This window comes from Streptomyces sp. NPDC107546 (assembly GCF_055639175.1).
Genome location: NZ_JBVKBA010000008.1, coordinates 107,836 through 124,954, shown reverse-complemented (window position 1 = coordinate 124,954; position 17,119 = coordinate 107,836). Strand labels below are relative to the sequence as shown.

The 17,119-nt window shown below is 71.3% G+C and carries 17 protein-coding genes; 9 read left to right on the top strand and 8 right to left on the bottom strand.

Features of this window, described 5'->3' with window-relative positions; genetic code table 11:
* Positions 1–10 precede the first annotated feature (10 nt).
* From ACZ7L1_RS14290 to ACZ7L1_RS14270, 5 genes are all read left to right on the top strand, one after another.
* Entirely contained in the window at positions 11–403 is a 393-nt protein-coding gene (locus tag ACZ7L1_RS14290; RefSeq protein ID WP_471437131.1) for a YidH family protein, read from the top strand.
* A complete protein-coding gene (locus ACZ7L1_RS14285; RefSeq protein WP_471437129.1) occupies positions 400–723 on the top strand; it encodes a DUF202 domain-containing protein in 324 nt (107 codons plus the stop codon). Before ACZ7L1_RS14290 ends, ACZ7L1_RS14285 begins: the two co-directional genes overlap by 4 nt.
* A gap of 100 nt (positions 724–823) precedes the next feature.
* On the top strand, positions 824–1,735 hold the full coding sequence (locus tag ACZ7L1_RS14280; protein WP_471437127.1) for an MBL fold metallo-hydrolase: 912 nt from the start codon (positions 824–826) through the stop codon (positions 1,733–1,735).
* Between the two features lie 176 nt (positions 1,736–1,911).
* Entirely contained in the window at positions 1,912–2,934 is a 1,023-nt protein-coding gene (locus ACZ7L1_RS14275) for a phosphotransferase family protein (RefSeq protein WP_471437126.1), read from the top strand.
* Positions 2,935–2,940: 6 nt separating this feature from the next.
* Positions 2,941–4,155, top strand: a complete 1,215-nt coding sequence (locus ACZ7L1_RS14270; protein ID WP_471437124.1) for an acyl-CoA dehydrogenase — start codon at positions 2,941–2,943, stop codon at positions 4,153–4,155.
* A 58-nt stretch (positions 4,156–4,213) separates the two neighbouring features.
* Here the strand turns inward: ACZ7L1_RS14270 and ACZ7L1_RS14265 are convergent, their stop codons facing one another.
* From ACZ7L1_RS14265 to ACZ7L1_RS14255, 3 genes are read right to left on the bottom strand one after another with little or no spacing between them, the layout of a single operon-like run.
* On the bottom strand, positions 4,214–4,807 hold the full coding sequence (locus ACZ7L1_RS14265) for a TetR/AcrR family transcriptional regulator (RefSeq protein ID WP_471437122.1): 594 nt from the start codon (positions 4,805–4,807) through the stop codon (positions 4,214–4,216).
* Between the two features lie 27 nt (positions 4,808–4,834).
* Positions 4,835–6,493 carry a class I adenylate-forming enzyme family protein gene (locus tag ACZ7L1_RS14260; protein WP_471437120.1) on the bottom strand — a complete coding sequence of 553 codons (1,659 nt, stop codon included), beginning with the start codon at positions 6,491–6,493 and terminating at the stop codon, positions 4,835–4,837.
* On the bottom strand, positions 6,490–7,254 hold the full coding sequence (locus tag ACZ7L1_RS14255; RefSeq protein ID WP_471437118.1) for an SDR family oxidoreductase: 765 nt from the start codon (positions 7,252–7,254) through the stop codon (positions 6,490–6,492). The genes ACZ7L1_RS14260 and ACZ7L1_RS14255 overlap by 4 nt, the downstream gene beginning before the upstream one ends.
* A gap of 149 nt (positions 7,255–7,403) precedes the next feature.
* On the opposite strand from ACZ7L1_RS14255, the gene ACZ7L1_RS14250 reads away from it, so the two are divergent.
* Complete coding sequence (locus ACZ7L1_RS14250) at positions 7,404–8,636, top strand: exo-beta-N-acetylmuramidase NamZ family protein (protein ID WP_471437117.1); 1,233 nt, start codon at positions 7,404–7,406, stop codon at positions 8,634–8,636.
* Positions 8,637–8,724: 88 nt separating this feature from the next.
* The gene (locus ACZ7L1_RS14245; protein ID WP_471437115.1) at positions 8,725–10,065 is read left to right on the top strand and encodes a serine-threonine protein kinase; all 1,341 of its coding nucleotides are present in this window, start codon (positions 8,725–8,727) and stop codon (positions 10,063–10,065) included.
* A 26-nt stretch (positions 10,066–10,091) separates the two neighbouring features.
* On the opposite strand, the gene ACZ7L1_RS14240 is transcribed toward ACZ7L1_RS14245, so the two are convergent.
* Positions 10,092–12,893 (bottom strand): penicillin acylase family protein, encoded by a 2,802-nt coding sequence (locus ACZ7L1_RS14240; RefSeq protein WP_471437113.1) that lies wholly within the window; start codon positions 12,891–12,893, stop codon positions 10,092–10,094.
* A gap of 225 nt (positions 12,894–13,118) precedes the next feature.
* Here ACZ7L1_RS14240 and ACZ7L1_RS14235 point away from each other — a divergent pair, with 225 nt between their 5' ends.
* Positions 13,119–13,721 carry a hypothetical protein gene (locus tag ACZ7L1_RS14235; RefSeq protein WP_471437111.1) on the top strand — a complete coding sequence of 201 codons (603 nt, stop codon included), beginning with the start codon at positions 13,119–13,121 and terminating at the stop codon, positions 13,719–13,721.
* Positions 13,722–13,854: 133 nt separating this feature from the next.
* On the opposite strand, the gene soxR is transcribed toward ACZ7L1_RS14235, so the two are convergent.
* Positions 13,855–14,319 carry a redox-sensitive transcriptional activator SoxR gene (gene soxR, locus ACZ7L1_RS14230; RefSeq protein ID WP_471437109.1) on the bottom strand — a complete coding sequence of 155 codons (465 nt, stop codon included), beginning with the start codon at positions 14,317–14,319 and terminating at the stop codon, positions 13,855–13,857.
* A gap of 115 nt (positions 14,320–14,434) precedes the next feature.
* On the opposite strand from soxR, the gene ACZ7L1_RS14225 reads away from it, so the two are divergent.
* The gene (locus ACZ7L1_RS14225; protein WP_471437106.1) at positions 14,435–14,896 is read left to right on the top strand and encodes a MaoC family dehydratase; all 462 of its coding nucleotides are present in this window, start codon (positions 14,435–14,437) and stop codon (positions 14,894–14,896) included.
* A 21-nt stretch (positions 14,897–14,917) separates the two neighbouring features.
* On the opposite strand, the gene ACZ7L1_RS14220 is transcribed toward ACZ7L1_RS14225, so the two are convergent.
* From ACZ7L1_RS14220 to ACZ7L1_RS14210, 3 genes are all read right to left on the bottom strand, one after another.
* Positions 14,918–15,544 (bottom strand): TetR/AcrR family transcriptional regulator, encoded by a 627-nt coding sequence (locus tag ACZ7L1_RS14220; protein WP_471437104.1) that lies wholly within the window; start codon positions 15,542–15,544, stop codon positions 14,918–14,920.
* A gap of 69 nt (positions 15,545–15,613) precedes the next feature.
* Positions 15,614–15,901 (bottom strand): YiaA/YiaB family inner membrane protein, encoded by a 288-nt coding sequence (locus ACZ7L1_RS14215; protein ID WP_103839144.1) that lies wholly within the window; start codon positions 15,899–15,901, stop codon positions 15,614–15,616.
* Between the two features lie 60 nt (positions 15,902–15,961).
* Positions 15,962–17,113 carry an acyl-CoA dehydrogenase family protein gene (locus ACZ7L1_RS14210; protein WP_471437102.1) on the bottom strand — a complete coding sequence of 384 codons (1,152 nt, stop codon included), beginning with the start codon at positions 17,111–17,113 and terminating at the stop codon, positions 15,962–15,964.
* Between the last annotated feature and the right edge of the window lie 6 nt (positions 17,114–17,119).

Here is a 17,119-nt window from a genome sequence, read left to right as displayed (position 1 = left end):
GGTCCTGAGCGTGATCGAATTCGTACGGAACGTCCGGCTGTGGTTCGCGCCCCAGGAGGTCCGTGAGGAAGGCCGTACACCCGACTACCGCTTCTCCCTGGCCAACGAGCGCACCTTCCTGGCCTGGTTGCGCACCGCGCTGGCGCTGATCGGCGGCGGCTTCGCCGTGGACCAGTTCCTGCCCGGCCTGCGCTGGGCCTGGCGCGTGGGGCTCGCCCTCGCGCTGCTCGGCTCCGGGGTGCTGTGCTCGCTCCGGGCCATCAACCACTGGGTGCGCTGCGAGCGGGCGATGCGGCGCGGCGAGGACCTTCCCGCCTCCCGCTTCCCGGCGGTGCTCAGCCTCGCCATCGCCGTGGTGGCCATCGCCATGGTCGTGGTCGTCGTCGTCGGTTGGGCCGGATGAGCGCCCCGGCCGGTCAGCGCGACCCGGGGCTCCAGCCGGAGCGCACCCGGCTCGCGTGGCGCCGTACCACCCTGTCCTGCACCGTGGCCGCCGTCCTGGCCGCGAAGACGGCACTGCACGGCAGGACGACGAGCGGCTTCGTGGCCGTCGCGCTGTGCTGCCTGCTCTGGCTCGGGTTCCTTTCTCTGGCCGGGCGCCGCATCCACGCCCTGGCGACCGCCGAGCCCGGCCACCCCCCGCGGCTCACGCCCCGCCACGCCGCGGCCGCCACTTTGTGCACGGCCGCGCTCGCGGTGTGCGCGGCGGCCCTGGTGTTCTGAAGGCACTGACCGAGGACGGTGAGAGGAACCCCCGATACGGGGCGCTCGTTGTCGACTGGCAGGCTGTCCCGCACCAGTTGGCAACGCAACAGGGGGTTCCATGGCCGCGGCTGAGCCGTACACGGTCGCACTCGCCGACGACGTACACGCCTACGTCCAGCCGGACGGCGGCTGGTGCCTGAACAACGCCGGGTTCGTGAGCGACGGGACGGCCACCCTGCTGGTGGACACCACCGCGACCGAGCGCCGCACCCGTGCCCTGGGCGCGGCGATCGCGGCGACGGGCGCCCCCGCGCCGCGGGTCGTGGTCAACACCCACCACCACGGCGACCACACCTACGGCAACGCCTTCTTCGCGCCGGCCGCGATGATCGTCTCGCACGCCGACTGCCGCCGGGAAGCGCTCGCCGCCGGGCACAACCTGCCGCTGATCTGGCCCACGATCGACTATGGGGACGTCCGGATACAGGGCGCCGACCTGACGTACCAGGACCACACGACGGTGCACGCGGGCGCGGTGGACGCCGAGGTGATCCACCCCGGCGTCGGGCACACCGTCGGCGACTCGGTGGTCTGGCTGTCGCACCGGCGCGTGCTCTTCACGGGCGACCTGGTCTTCGAGGGCGGGACGCCGTTCTTCCTGATGGGCTCGCTCAGCGGCTCCCTGCGCGCGCTGGAACGGCTGCGCGCGCTCGGCGCCGAGACGGTGGTGCCCGGGCACGGGCCGGTGACCGATCCGTCGGCGTTCGACCGCACGGAGCGCTATCTGCGGTTCGTCGCCGAGGTCGCGCACAAGCACCATGCGGCGGGCCGTACGCCGCTCGAGGCGGCGCGGTCCACGGATCTCGGGGAGTTCGCCGAGTGGCGGGAGAGCGAGCGGCTGGTGGCCAACCTGCACCGCGCCTACGCCGAGCTGGACGGCCTGGCCGAGGGGGCGCCTCTCGATCCGCTGCCCGCCTTCCGGGACATGGCGGTCATGAACGGCGGGGAGATGATGCCCAGCCACGCGTGAGGGCCGCGTCCGGCCACGGCGGCGGCGCGTCCGCCGCCGTGACACCCGCCACCGCCGACGGCACGATGGCACCGTGGCGCCGATCACGTTCGCCCCGCGCACTGGACGACATACCGACCGGTCGGCATCATGAGGCAGGTCCTGTTTTCCGCGCACGTCGCACGTGAGGAGCAACGATGAGCCCAGACCACCCGCCGGGTCTCGATCTCGGCCGGCTGCGCGGCCTGCTCGACGCCGAGCGGCCCGGCCTGGTGAACGGCCCCCTGACCGGGCGGCTGATCGAGGGCGGGCGGTCCAACCTCACCTACGCCGTATCGGACGGCACGGCGCGATGGGTCGTACGCCGTCCTCCGCTCGGCCACGTCCTGGCCACCGCGCACGACATGAGGCGCGAGCACCGGGTGATCAGCGCGCTGCACCCGACGCCGGTGCCGGTGCCGCGCCCGGTGCTGCTGTGCGAGGACGAGTCGGTCCTCGGCGCCCCCTTCTACGTGATGGACTTCGTCGACGGCACCCCTTACCGCACCGCCGAACAGCTGGCGCCGCTCGGCCCGGAGCGCACCCGGAACGCGATCCTCGGCCTGGTGGACACACTGGTCGAGCTGCACGCGGTGGACCCCGAGGCGGTGGGTCTTGCGGACTTCGGCCGCCCGGAGGGCTTCCTGGACCGCCAACTGCGGCGCTGGGGCAAGCAGTTGGACGCCTCCCGCAACCGGGAGCTGCCCGGCATCGACGAGCTGCACGCGGCGCTCGGCCGCGCGCTGCCCACCTCCCCCCCGCCGGCCGTGATCCACGGCGACTACCGCCTGGACAACGTTCTCCTCGGTGACGACGACAGGATCACCGCCATCCTGGACTGGGAGATGTCCACGCTCGGCGACCCGCTGACCGACCTGGGTCTGCTGGTGATGTACAGCGTGCCGCTCGGCACGCCCGACTCCCCCGTCTCCACGACCGCCGAGGCCCCGGGCCACCCCGACCCGGCCGAGCTGATCGAGCGGTACGCGGTCCGCTCGGGGCGCGATGTCTCCGCCGTCTCCTGGTACACGGCGTTCGCCTGGTTCAAGCTCGCCGTGATCCTCGAGGGCATCCACTACCGCTACACGCTCGGCCAGACGGTCGGGCGGGGCTTCGACCGCATCGGCGAGCTGGTGCCCGTCTTCATCGAGCACGGCCTGACCACCCTGCAGGAGGGCTGATCCGTCATGGACTTCGCGTTCGACGCGCGCACCGAGGAGCTGCGCGCCAAGCTGCTCGCCTTCATGGACGAGTACGTCTACCCGGCGGAGGCCGTCGCCCACGAGCAGCGCGCGCGGCTCGCCTCGCCGTGGGACACCCCGCCGGTCGTCGAGGAGCTGAAGGCCGAGGCGCGCCGGCAGGGCCTGTGGAACCTCTTCCTGCCGGACGCCGAGTACGGCGCCGGGCTCACCAACCTCCAGTACGCCCCGCTCGCCGAGATCACCGGCCGCTCCCCGCAGCTGGCACCCACCGTGACGAACTGCGCGGCGCCCGACACCGGCAACATGGAGGTGCTCGCGCAGTTCGGCGACGAGCAGCAGAAGAAGCAGTGGCTTCAGCCGCTGCTGGCCGGGGAGATCCGCTCGGCCTTCGCGATGACCGAGCCGGAGGTGGCCTCCTCGGACGCCACCAACATCACCACGCGCATCGAGCGGGACGGTGACGAGTACGTCATCACCGGCCGCAAGTGGTACATCTCCGGGGCGATGAACCCCGACTGCCGGATCTTGATCGTGATGGGCAAGACGGACCCGGACGGGCCGGACATCCGCCGTCAGCAGTCCATGGTGCTGGTCCCCCGCGACACGCCGGGTGTCACGGTCAAGCGCGCGATGCAGGTGTACGGCTACGAGGACCACTACCACGGTGGCCACGCCGAGGTAGTCTTCGACCACGCACGCGTGCCGGTGGCGAACCTGATCGGCGAGGAGGGCGGCGGGTTCGCCATCGCCCAGGCGCGGCTGGGCCCCGGCCGTATCCACCACTGCATGCGGCTGATCGGCATGGCGGAGCGGGCGATCGAGCTCATGTGCGGGCGGGCGGTGTCCCGTACGGCGTTCGGCAAGGCGCTCGCACAGCAGGGCGTGGTGCACAACTGGATCGCCGACGCGCGGGTGACGGTCGAGCAGCTGCGGCTGCTGGTGCTGAAGACCGCCTGGCTGATGGACACCGTCGGCAACAAGGGCGCCCACACGGAGATCCAGGCGATCAAGATCGCTACGCCTCGCGCGGTCGTCGACATCATCGACAAGGCGGTCCAGCTGCACGGCGCGGGCGGGGTGAGCCAGGACTTCCCGCTGGCCGAGCTCTGGGCGGCGGCCCGCACCCTGCGCCTCGCGGACGGCCCGGACGAGGTCCATCAGCGGTCGCTGGCGCGGCGGGAGCTGAAGAAGTACCTGTGAGGCATGGGTGAGGGGCGGACGCCGCGGCGTCCGCCCCTCACCCATGTGCGTCGATCGGCTACGGCCGCAGCGCCCTCAGCAGTAGGTCCGCCAGGTGGTCCGCGACCTCCCGGGGGCTGAGCGGGCCGTCGGGGCGGTACCAGGTCGACAGGTGGTGCACCGAGCCGAAGTGGTAGTCGACGACCAGGTCGGCCGGGGTGGCGGTGGAGAACACACCCTCCTTCTGGCCCTCTTCGATGAGCGCGCGGAACCGCTCGTGGTAGCGGCGCCGCTCCGCGCGGACCTGCTTGTTCTTCTCCGGGCTGAGGTGGTGCATGGACCGGAAGAAGATCATCGCGTCGTCGAGGTTCTCGATCGTGGTGACGACGACGTCGGCTGCCGCGTCCCTCAGGCGCTTCTCCACCGGCTCGTCGGCGTCCGCGAAGGCGTCCAGCCGCTCCTGCTGGACACGCAGCACACGCGCGTACACCTCGTGCAGCAGATCGTCCTTGGAGCCGAAGTAGTGGTACAGCGCGCCCTTGGTGACGCCGGCCGCCTCGACGATCTCCTGCACGGACGTGCGGTCGTAGCCCCGCTCGGCGAAGAGACGCGTGGCGGCGGCCAGGAGCCGCTGCGGGACCGGTGTCCCGTCCCCGTCCGTCGTTCTTGGCACTGCCGCCACCTGCCTTTCCGATGATGACTACTGGGGCGTCTGCGTGCGGGTACGCAGTTCCCGACGCAGGATCTTGCCACTCGCCGTCTTCGGCAGCTCGGGCAGGATCTCCACCTGGCGCGGGTACTTGTAGGCGGCCAGTCTCTCCTTGCAGTACGCCGCGAGCGCGTCGGGGTCCGTCTCGGCGCCCGGGCGCAGGCTGATGTACGCCTTGACGGTCTCGCCGCGGTACCCGTCCGGCACCCCCACGACGGCCGCCTCGCGCACCGCCGGGTGCGTGTAGAGGACGTCCTCCACCTCGCGCGGCCACACCTTGAAGCCGGAAGCGTTGATCATGTCCTTCTTGCGGTCCACGACGTACAGCCAGCCCCGCTCGTCCATGAACCCGATGTCGCCGGTGCGCAGCTCGCCGTCCGGGAAGGTCTGGGCGGTGGCCTCGGGGCGCCGCCAGTAGCCGGGCACGACCTGGGGGCCGCGGACGACGATCTCGCCCTGTTCGCCGAACGGCACCTCCTCGCCCCGCTCGTCGACGATGCGGACGACCGTGTCCGGCCCGGGCACGCCGACCGCCAGGGTCCCGGAGACCGGGTCCACGGGGGCCTCCTGACCGGGCGGGACCGATGCGCAGGGTGCGGTGCACTCGGTCAGGCCGTAGCCGTTGCGGATGTACGGCCCGAAGCCGGCCCGGAACTTCTCCACCAGGGCGGGCGGCAGCGGGGCGCCGCCGGAGGAGATGACCCGGAAGGAGGAGAAGTGGTCCGGGGTGACGGAGGGGTGGGCGGCGAGCGCCATGAAGGCGGTGGAGGGGCCGACGGTGTAGTGCGGGCGGTGCTCGGCGAACGCGTCGAGGACGACGCCCGGCTCGAACCGGTAGGCGAGGACGAGCGTGCCGCCGCTGGTGAGACAGGCCACCAGCTCGCACACCATCCCGGTGATGTGGAAGAGCGGCGCCAGCGCGAAGTAGACGGGCGCCTCGGGCAGGCCGAGGCCCGTGCGCTGCCGCTCGGCGTTGTACATGATGTTGCCGTGCGTGTTGGTGGCGCCCTTGGGGGTGCCGCTGGTCCCCGAGGTGTAGCTGATCAGGGCGATGTCCGACGGGCCCACGTCGCGGCCCTCGGGGGCCTTGCGGCCCTGCCGGGCGACGGTGACCAGGTCGTCGGCGTCGGCGGCCTGCTCCAGCCGCTCGAAGGTGAGCACACGTGCGTCGTCCCGGGTCTGGAGGTCCCGTTCGCAGGCGGTCAGCACGATCCGCACGGGCGACGCGGCGGCCGTGTCCCGCAGATACGACTCCCAGGCGCGGTCGGAGCACACCAGGGCGGTCACTTCGGCGTCCTTCAGGACGTGCGTGACCTCACCCGACTTGTACATCGGGTTGACGGGAACGACGGTGGCGCCGGCCTTCCAGGCGCCGAGCAGCGCCAGCACGAAGTGCGGGGAGTTCTGCAGCAGGATCGCGACCCGGTCGCCGCGCTCCAGACCGCGCGAGGCGAGGAACCCGGCGACGGAGTCGGTCAGCGCGTCCAGTTCGGCGTAGCTGATCCGGCCGTCGAAGTAGGCCAGGGCGGTGCGGTCCGCGGGCACCTCGCGCAGGGCGTGCGGGAGCGAGTCGGCGGGGCTGACCGGGGCGCGCTGGGCGTCGTCGAGGAGGGCGAGCCAGGGCTTGGCGGCGTAACGGGAGGCGGTCACCGGCCGGCCTCCCACTTCTGCTGGATGTGGTTCATGCTCGTCAGCCAGCGGTCCGGGTCGGTGGCCCGCGCCTGGTAGTACGCGGCGGCCTCGGGGTGCGGCAGGATCAGGAACCGGTCCTCCTCGATCCCCTTGAACAGGGCGTCGGCGACGTCCGCGGGGTCGATCGCGGTCGGTGCCAGCACCAGTTCCCCGGCGGTGCCGGAGGCGGTCAGCATGTCGGTGCGGACGCCCTGGGGGCAGATCGCGTGGACCTTCAGACCGCGGTGGCGGTACGTCAGGGACAGCCACTCGGCGAAGGCGTACGCGCCGTGCTTGGTGACGCTGTAGGGGGCGGCGCCGATCATGGTGAGCAGTCCGGCGGCGGAGACCGTCGAGACGAAGCGGCCCGCGCCGCGCTCCAGCCAGGCGGGCAGGAGTTCCCGGGCCGCGCGGACGTGGGCCATCACGTTCACGTCCCAGGCCCGCGCCCAGACCTCCTCGTCGGCGGCCTCGGTGCCGCCGGAGCCGAGGCCCGCGTTGGCGCAGTAGACGTCGATCGTGCCGCCGAGGGCGTCCCGCGCCTCGGCGACGATCGCGGAGGCGTCGCCCGGGACGGCGGTGCCGCCGATCTCGTCGGCCACGGCCTTCGCCTTCCCGGCGTCCAGGTCGTTGACGACGACCCGGGCCCCCTCGGCGGCGAAGCGGCGGGCCAGCGCGGCCCCGATGCCGCCTCCCGCCCCGGTGACGACCACTCCCGCATCCTGCACGGCTTCCACCATCGGTCTCCTTCGACGCGACACGCACCGGCTCTGCTGCCGTCGGCTCTGTACGGCGGCCAGACTAACCAGTCGGTATGTAACGAGGGAAGAGGCTGCTTCACCGGCCATTACGCGGGCATGACAGTTCCATCGAGCAGGGAGGTCATCGCATGAGGCTGTCCAGACGAGGGCTGCTCGCCGCCACCACGGCGGCGACCGTGCCGCTCCCCGCAGCGTCCGGGGCCGGCGGCGGCCGGCGGCTGCGCACCGGTTTCGAACGGCTGGCGGCGGACGGCTACGCGCCGCTGGCGGGCCACCGGGTCGGCATCGTGACCAATCCCACGGGCGTGACGAGGGACGTGCGCCACATCGTGGACGTGATGCACGCCGACCCCCGGGTGAACCTGGTCGCGGTCTTCGGCCCCGAGCACGGCTTCCGCGGCAGCGCCCAGGCCGGCGGATCCGAGGGCCGCCACGACGACCCGGCGACCGGGCTTCCCGTCTACGACACGTACCTGAAGAGCGGCCGGCCGCTCGCCGACATCTTCACCGCGTCCGGTGCGGACACCGTCGTCTTCGACATCCAGGACGTGGGCGCCCGCTTCTACACCTACATCTGGACCCTTTACGACTGCATGGAGGCCGCCGCGCTCGCGGGCAAGCGGTTCATGGTCCTGGACCGGCCGAACCCGGTGACCGGACGTGCCGCCCTCGGCCCGGTCCTGCGCAGGGAGTTCGCCACGTTCGTCGGCCGGCAGCCGATCGCGCAGGCGCACGGGATGACGGTCGCGGAGCTGGCGCGGCTGTTCAACGGGGAGTTCCTGACCCCGCCCGTACCGCTCGACACCGTCCTGATGACCGGCTGGAGGCGGGCCGACTTCTACGACGCCTCCGGGCTGCCCTGGGTGCCGCCGAGCCCCAACATGCCGACGCCCGAGACCGCGCTGGTCTACTCGGGTACCTGCCTGTTCGAGGGCACGAACCTGTCCGAGGGACGCGGCGCCACCCGCCCCTTCGAACTCCTCGGCGCAGAGGGCGTCGACGGCCGGTGGGCAGCGGAAGCGGAGCAACTGGGACTGCCGGGCGTGCACTTCAGGGAGGCGTACTTCGCGCCCACCTTCTCCAAGTTCCAGGGGAAGACGATCGGTGGGGTGCAGATCCATGTGCACGACCGGGCCGCCTACGACCCCGTCCGCACCGGGATCGCGCTGCTCGTGACCGCGAAGAAGGTGTGGAGCGGTTTCGCCTGGCGCTCCGACGACTGGATCGACAAGCTCACGGGCTCCGCGCGGGTGCGCACGATGATCGACGCCGGCGCCACGGCCGACGAGGTGGTGGCCGCGTGGCAGGACGAGCTGGCCGCCTTCCGGCGGATCCGCAGGGAGTACCTGCTGTACGGATGAGTCGTGACGTATGGCCAACCGTGTCCGCCCGCAGGACGATACGCGCACTGCGCGCAGCGCACTCGACCTCGGGGCAAGGGGGCCCGTCATGACGGTACCGGCAGTGAGCGTGAGTCCCTACTGGGAGTTGACCTTCGACGCGGACGGCGACGTCGACGGGCCGGAGCGGGACCGGCTGTCGGGCGAGGTGACGCGGCGGGGAGTACGCGACCTGCTGGTCTTCGCGCACGGCTGGAACAACCAGCGCTCCGGCGCCACCCGGCTCTACAGCAGCTTCTTCGCGCCGGTGCCCTTGATCGCGCCCAGCGCCCGCCTCGGGTACGTGGGAGTGATCTGGCCGTCGATGATGTTCGCGGACGAGCCGATCCCCCATTTCCCGCCGTCGGTCGTGGAGGTGCCGGCGGCTCCGCCGCTGGACAAAAACAGCCGCCACGCGCTGCTCGAGGTCTTCCCCGGCCGTGCGACCGTGGTGGAGCAGCTCTCACGGCTGCTGGAGCAGCACCCTGACGACAGCGCCTCGCTGGAGGAGTTCGGGCGGCTGGTACGGCTGCTGGTGGAGGTGCGACCGCAGGAGCCGCAGGCCGCGTTCGCCGCGGACACCCTGGCGCAGGGGGCGCCCGAGGACGAGCCCGGGATGCTGACCGGGGACACGGCCGAGGTGTGCCGGAGCTTCGCGCGGGCGCTGGAGCAGGTCCAGTCGGCCGGCGGGGAGTCCCCGGAGGGGTTCTCGTTCACTTCTAAGGGGGTGTGGGACGGCGCGCGCGAGTTGCTCAGACAGGCCACGTACTACGCGATGAAGCGGCGCGCGGGGACGGTCGGCGAGCGGGGGCTCGGGCAGGTGATCGGGCAACTGGCGCAGGCGGCGCCGGGGGTGCGGGTGCACCTGGTCGGGCACAGCTTCGGCGGGCGGCTGGTGGCGTTCGCGCTGCGCGGGCTGCCGGCGGGCGTGCGCACGGTGAAGTCGGTGACGCTGCTGCAGGGCGCCTTCTCGCACTACGCGTTCGCGGCCCGGCTGCCGGAGGACCCGCATACCAGCGGTGTGCTGGACGGGCAGCAGAACCGGGTCGACGGTCCCCTGGTGTGCTGCTACTCCCACTTCGACTCGGCGCTCGGCACGCTCTACCCGCTGGCGTCCCGGATGGCGGACGACGACCGGTCGCTGACCGGGGACTTCGCGGCGGACTTCGACATCGGCCGGCTCCTCGGCCCCCGGTGGGGGGCGATGGGGCACGACGGGATCCAGGCGGTGGACGGTACGCGAAGCATGACGCTCGCCGACGCGCTCGACGGCGGACTGCCGGCGTCCGGCTGCGTCAACCTCGATGCCTGTTCGGTGGTCTGCCACGGCGGTCCGCCGTCGGGCGCGCACAGCGACATCGTGCATCCGGAGCTGGCGCGGGTGGTACTGGCGGCGGGCCGGGTGAGCTGACCCGCCGCCGCACGTCACCTCCCGGCCTACCGGTGTGAGGTGTACTCCACCACCTGCTGGAACGTCGGCCGGTTCTGCCAGCTGATCCTGCCGTGCTTGATACCGCCCAGGGTGCGCTGGACGATCGAGTCGGCGCACCACTGGTCACCGGCCGAGCACTGGTCGTCGCCCGGGTACACCTGGGAGGCGGTCATGCCCGCCGCCTGCTTCAGCGTGCTGATCAGGATGTCACGGCAGGCGCTCGGGCTGCCGCCGCCGCAGTACTTCTGCGCGAGCGGGCCCTGCACCGACTCCCCGAGGACCGCCCGGATGTCCTTGTCGACATAGCTCCACCAGCCGTACTGGAAGGAGCTTCCGGCATGCGAGCCGGTCGGACCGTGCGCGGCCGACGGGGACTCGTCGATCGGCAGGTTGTTGCCGAAGGCGGTGTACAGGTCGCTGCCGAGGCCCGGTTGGAACTCGGCCTTCACCAGCAGCGGCCACCAGGCGTCCAGGATGCGGATGGCATCGGCGTCGGCGTAGGTCTTGGAGCCGGCCGAGGTCTCCGTGCGCCGGGCGCCCGCCGACACCCACGCCTGCAGCTTGCTCACTGCCGCCGCGGCCGTCGAATCGGTCACCGCCGAGCTGCCCACGACCTTCAGCAGCTTCGGCAGCACGTCCTCGGCGCGCAGATCCGCGAGAGCCGCGTCCGCCATCGCCTTCGCCAGGGACGACCTGGTCACCCCGCCGGCCGCGACCAGCTTCCTCACCCGGTCCTCGAGCAGGTTGCCTCGGTGGACCGAGCCCTCGCCCCAGGGAGCGGCCGTGTAGTCCTTGGCCTGCTTGTTGTTCCAGGAGATGTAGTAGTCCTGGTCGATGGAGTTGGGATGCTGGGACGGCGGGGTGTAGTCGGCCGTGTTGGCCGCCGGGTCCCAGTTGCGCCACTCGTACGCCGCCTGCGCCCATACGGGGAACTCGGCGTCGACACCGCTCGCCCGCACCGGGTTGTCGCCGCTGTTGTAGTACGCGGTGTGCTGGGAGTCGGCGTAGAACCAGTTGAACGTGTAGTTGATGTGCTGGACCGCGCTCTGGAAGTCCTTCGGGCTCTTGACGTAGTCGGGGTCGTTCAGCATCTGGAAGCCGATGATCGAGTCGGCCTCGTGCAGGTAGGACGAGCGCAGGGTGGTGTAGGCGACCTTCTTGCCGCCGACCGTGGCGCGGTACTCCACGGGCCCGTACTTCGTACGCCACACGCGCATCGTGTAGGAGCCGGCCGCGGTCGAGTCGGCGGTGGTCGGTGACCAGGAGTTCTTCTGCTCGATCTCGTCCATGGCGGTGCAGGTGCCGTGGTACAGGTAGTGGTAGTCGTCCTGGCACAGCTCGACCGCGAAGGTGTCGATGATGTCCTGGCCGGAGGTGGTGGCGCTCCACGAGTAGTCCTGGCCGCGGCCCAGTTCGACGTACATGCTCAGGCCCGCGAAGGAGGCGCCGCGTGCGCTGATGCCGGGCCCCTGGATCTCCTGGAGCATCAGGAGCTGCGGCGCGAAGTAGCCGGTCTGCGGTCCGAAGACGGCGATGGGGTGACCGCTCGCGGTGTACTTGCCGCTCACCACCAGGGCGTTGGACATGCCACGCTTGGCGGAGGCCAGGGCGGTGGCGGCCGCGGTCTTCGACGCGCTGGCCGCGCTCGAGGTCGCCGCGCTGCCGGTGCGGTCGTACACGAGCGGTTCCTGGGTCACCGAGCCCGCCTCGGGCAGCGCCTCGCCCTGGGGGCTCGACGGCTTGGTCGCGTACGGGAAGCTCTCGCCGTCGTGGACGGTGAGGACGGCCTCGGGGTCGTTGCGCTCGCGGAAGGACTCCCAGACCTTGGTGCCCTCCTCCACGCCGTACTTGGACTGGGCGGCCAGTAGGGAGATCGCGTTGTTGACCTCGCCGCCCCCGCCGGAGCCGAAGAGCGCGCCGATGACGGACGCGAGCGCGACCAGGTCGGTGACCTTGAAGTGCTCGATCGTGCCGGCGTTGGTGATGGCGTCCTTGTGGCCGGTCAGGACGTACTCGCCGGGGAAGTAGCGGCCGGAGTCGGAGGCGTCGATGTAGGCGTTGACCCCGGCCAGGTAGGCGCCCACGTCGGCGAGGGCCTGCTTGCCGCGGTCGCCGGCGGCGGCCACCGCGTTGTCGATCTGTGCTTGGAGGTCGGCCTCGGTGTAGGGCGCGTTGCGCCAGAACTCCTGCTCGAGGCCCTGGTTGGCGGCGGCGCCGCCCGCGAAGGAGGTGAGCTGTCCGCGGCCCACGTGCCGGAATACGTCCATCAGCCACAGCCGGTCCTCAGCCGCGGCATACCCGGCGCCGAACTCCGTGCCGTACCTGGTGGTACCGGTGATGTGCGGGACGCCCGTCTTCTTGTCGCGGACGATCGTCACGTCGCCGCGACCAGCGGGCTTCTCGGTGGAGGCGACTTGATCGGACGGGACGCCGAACGAGGCGTCGTTGAAGAAGTCGTTGATCTTCGCGTCGGTGAGCGTGGAGTAGCCGGTGGCCAGGTTGGCATAGGGGCGGAGCTGGTCCTCGGCATGGCCGGGCTGGGTACCGAAGGCCTGGTTGAGCAGGATCTGCGCGAGGGTGGCGTTGCCGTTCTCGCCGGGCGGGAGGATGTCCGAACACTGGCCGCCGCAGTAGTCGTTCGACGACGCCGCCTCCGCGGTGCCCGTGGCCGCCTGGACGGTGGCCGCGGCGGTCGGGGACAAAAGCCCCGCGATGAGCACGCATATCGATGCGGCCTTGAGGAACTTGGTGGTTCTGCGAGGAGTTCTCAGTCTGTCGAGGGCGGTGCGTGGGGTGCGCCGTGGCATGGCAGCTCCTCCCGACGGGGTATGGGCGGGCGGACGTTACCGCCGGTATCCCCGCGATTGAAGATGAACATGCGTCAGTTTTTCAACCGTCCGGCAAGTGCTCATGGAGGTCATCGGAAATCCGATGGAGCCGAATCGCGTGTCGATACGTCTATTCGGCGACGTCCCCAGGACGACGCCGAAGTGACCGAAGTACAGGTGCAGTTGTGACGGAGGTGCAGGGCGATGGCCGGTTTCCGAAGTCTGGCGAGACAGGTCCGTGATCCGAGGTGCGATCTGGCACTACGGCGCTACTCACTGCGCAAGTGCCTTGAGAAGTTCGCCCCCTACGGGCATCGGGCGACCTGGGACCATCTGTGCTCCCGGGCCGGGTTCGGCCCCGAGGACCGCTCCCCCGATCCGGCGCGGCTCGTGGCCGCACTGGAGGAACTGGAGGAGGCCCGGTCCGTGTGGCTCGCCTACGAGGCCGAGTTCACGGAGCGCCGCAAGAAGGAGAAGCACGACGGGCTGCGCCGGCCGGGCAGCGTGGACGACTGGCACCGGCTGACGTGGGGCGGTTTCGGGGTCGCGTGGTGCGACGACCCGCGCGTCCACCCTCATGAACCGCTGGCGGAGGTGCTGCGCCGGCTCATCGCCGCACTGGAGCGCGAGCCGGGCTCATCGTGTCCGGTGTGCGCCGGTGAGCGTCTCACTTGGAGATACGACCTGGCCCATGAGCCGTCGTCGGGCCCGGTCTGCACGGACTGCGGCATCCTGGTGCCGTCTCACGTGCTGACACCCGGGACCCTGGCACGGACCAGGCGCGCGCGGCTGCTCGTGTCGGCCTAGGGTCCGGATCGAGGGGGTGCGCCGGGGATGCCGCACCCCCGTTGTCAGCGGCTCCCCCAGTGCCCACCCGTGCCGCCCTGGGGCCCCGGGCCGTCAAGGCTCCGGGCGAGGCATGACGCGCCCGCAAGGGCGGCTACCGCTTGCGGCGTTCCACCAGCAGGCGGGAGCCCGACTGCCGTTCGCCGAACACATCGTCCGGGTTGGACAGTACGCACGTCTCCAGGGACAGGCACCCGCAGCCGATGCAGTCGGTCAGGTGGTCGCGCAGGCGGCTCAGCTGCTTGATCCGTTCGTCCAGTTCGGAGCGCCAGGTCGCGGAGAGGCGGGCCCAGTCCTCGCGGGTGGGTGTGCGCTCCTCGGGGAGCTGCGCCAGCGCCTCGCGGATCGTGGCCAGCGGGATGCCCACCCGTTGCGCCGCTCGTACGAAGGCGACCCTGCGCAGTGCGTCCCGGGAGTAGCGGCGCTGGTTGCCCGCGGTGCGGCGGCTGCTGATCAGGCCCTTGGACTCGTAGAAGCGCAGGGCGGAGACGGCGGCGCCGCTGCGGGCGGACAACTGGCCGACGGTCAGCTCGTGGATCTTCTCGGGGATCTGGGGCACCTTCCGGAGCCTACCCACCGCGGCACAGGCGCCGTCCGTTGACACCGGTGCCGCACCCGACCATGCTAAGCAGTTGCTTAGACATGGTGACTTCGTGACGCGAGAGGCCGGGAACATGGCAGAGCCGAGGACCTTCACGTCCGCCGACGAGCTCAAGGCGGCGGTGGGCGAGCAGCTGGGACACACCGACTGGCTGGAGATCGACCAGAAGCGGATCGACCTGTTCGCGGAGGCGACCGGCGACCACCAGTGGATCCATGTGGATCCGGAGAAGGCGGCCCAGGGCCCCTTCGGGACCACCATCGCGCACGGCTACCTCACGCTGTCGCTGCTCCCGCTCTTCGGGCCGCAGCTGATCAGGGTGGAGGGCGTGAAGATGGGCGTCAACTACGGCACCAACAAGGTCCGTTTCCCCGCCCCGGTCCCGGTCGGCTCCCGGGTGCGCGCCACCGCGACGATCTCCGGCGTCGAGGAGGTGCGGGGCGGCGTGCAGGTGACCGTCGCCTTCACCGTGGAGCGCGAGGGCGGCGACAAGCCGGTGTGCGTCGCCGAGTCGGTCGCGCGCTACTACCTCTGACCCCCGACCGGGTGGGGGCGCCTACTTCCGCGCCCCCACCATCCGCAGCACGAGGTCGGCGTAGAGCGCGCCGACCTCCTCGGGGGTCCGGGACCCGTTGACGTTGAACCAACGGGCGACGTCGATGCACAGGGACAGGATGGCCAGCGTCGTCCCCTTCACGTCCAGCACGTCGAACTCGCCCGCAGCCACGCCGTCCTCGACGATCCCGCGCACCTCGGCGTCCACCTGGCGGCGCAGGGCCAGGATCTCGGCGCGGGCGTCCGGGCCGAGCGCGTCCAGTTCGTACTGCACGACGCGCGCGGTGGTGCGCCGCCCGGCGTGCCAGCGGACGAAGGAGCTCACGGCGTCGGCGAGCCGCTCGGTCGCGCTGCCCTCGCGCCGGGCCGCGGTGCGCAGGATCTCCAGGGCCTTGTCGTGACCGATGCGGCTGATGCGGTGAAGCAGCTCTTCCTTGGTCTTGTAGTGGATGTAGAGCGCGGCCGGGCTCATACCGGCGCGTCCCGCGATGTCACGGGTCGTCGTGGCGTGGTAGCCGCGCTCGGCGAAGGCCTCGACCGCGGCGACCAGCAGCCGCCGGGCCGCGTCCGGGGTCACCTCGGCCCACGGCTCCACCTCGCCGCCGGCTGTCTCCTCCGCCGTACTCATCGCTCGCCCCTTCCACTGGCAGGACGAACACCATACCTCCGAAGGTGAGCGGGCGCTTAGCGTGCCCGCTCAGAGCTTTTCGAAGGGGTCGTGCTCGGCGAGCAGCTTCTCCAGCCTGGCCTGGTCGACCCGGCTGACGATCTGCCCGGCCTCCTGGCGGTCCCGGATCACCTTGGCGAGGGTGAAGGCGGAGGTCACCAGGTACAGGACGGCGATCCCGAGGAAGGCCCGCACCCAGGCGTCGGCGTGCAGTTGGAAGATCCCGACGGCGGTGGCCACCAGGGCGATGGCGAAGGACGCCACGGCCTGTCCGTAGAAGGCGGCCGTGTTCTGCTGTCTGACCGGAGTCTCACTCATGCGCACCAGGGTCGGCGGACGGCGGCGCCGGCACATCCGCACACGTACTCAAGACGGTACTCAGAACGCCGAAACCCCGGTCAGCGCCCGCCCGATGACCAGTTTCTGGATCTGGCTGGTGCCCTCGTAGAGGGTCATCACGCGGGCGTCGCGCAGCAGTTTGCCCACCGGGTACTCGTCGATGTAGCCGTAGCCGCCGAAGACCTGCAGGGCGTTGTTCGCGGCGCGGACGGCGGCCTCGGAGGCGAACAGCTTCGCCTTGGAGGACTCGACGGCGAAGGGCAGGCCGCGGTCGATCAGGTCGGCGACGCGCCAGGTCAGCAGCCGTGCGGCGTCCACGTCGACAGCGATGTCGCTGAGGAGTTCCTGGACGAGCTGGTGGTGGGCGATGGTCCGGCCGAACTGCTCGCGCTCGCCGGCGTACGTCACCGCCGCCTCCAGCGCGGCCCGGGCTATGCCCACGCAGCCCGCCGCCACCGACATCCGGCCCTTGGCGAGCGCGGACATGGCGACGGAGAAGCCCTTGCCCTCCGGGGCCAGCATCGCGGAGGCCGGGACGCGGACGTCCTGAAGGACCAGTTCGGCGGTCGCCTGGCCGCGCAGGCCGAGCTTGCCGTGGACGGCGCGGCGGGTCAGGCCGGGGGTGTCGGTGGGGACGAGGAAGGCGGAGACGCCCTTGTGACCGGGGGCGTCGGTGGAGCGGGCGAAGAGGAGGACGACGTCGGCCCAGGTGCCATTGGTGATGAACAACTTGGTGCCGTTGATCACGTACTGGTCGCCGTCGCGTACCGCCCTGGTGGTGAGGTTGCCCGCGTCGGAGCCGGTGCCCGGTTCGGTGAGCCCGAAGCAGCCGACGTACTCCCCGGACGTCAGCCCCGGCAGCCAGCGGCGCTTCTGCTCCTCGCTCCCCCAGGCGGCGATCGTCTTGGCGACGAGGCCGAGCGAGACGGACACGATTCCGCGCACGGACGAGTCTCCGCGGCCCAGCTCCTCCGTCACCAGGCAGTACGCGAGGTGGTCGCCGCCCGAGCCGCCGTACTCCTCGTCGATGGTGAGCCCCAGGAAGCCGACCTCGCCGAGCTTCTTGACGATCGAGCCGTCCACTTCCTCGGCCCGGTCCCAGGCGACGGCGTGCGGGGCGATCTCGCGGGTCACGAACTCCTCGGCCAGCCGTCGCACGGCCACCTGCTCCTCGCTGAGCTCCAGGTTCACGATGCG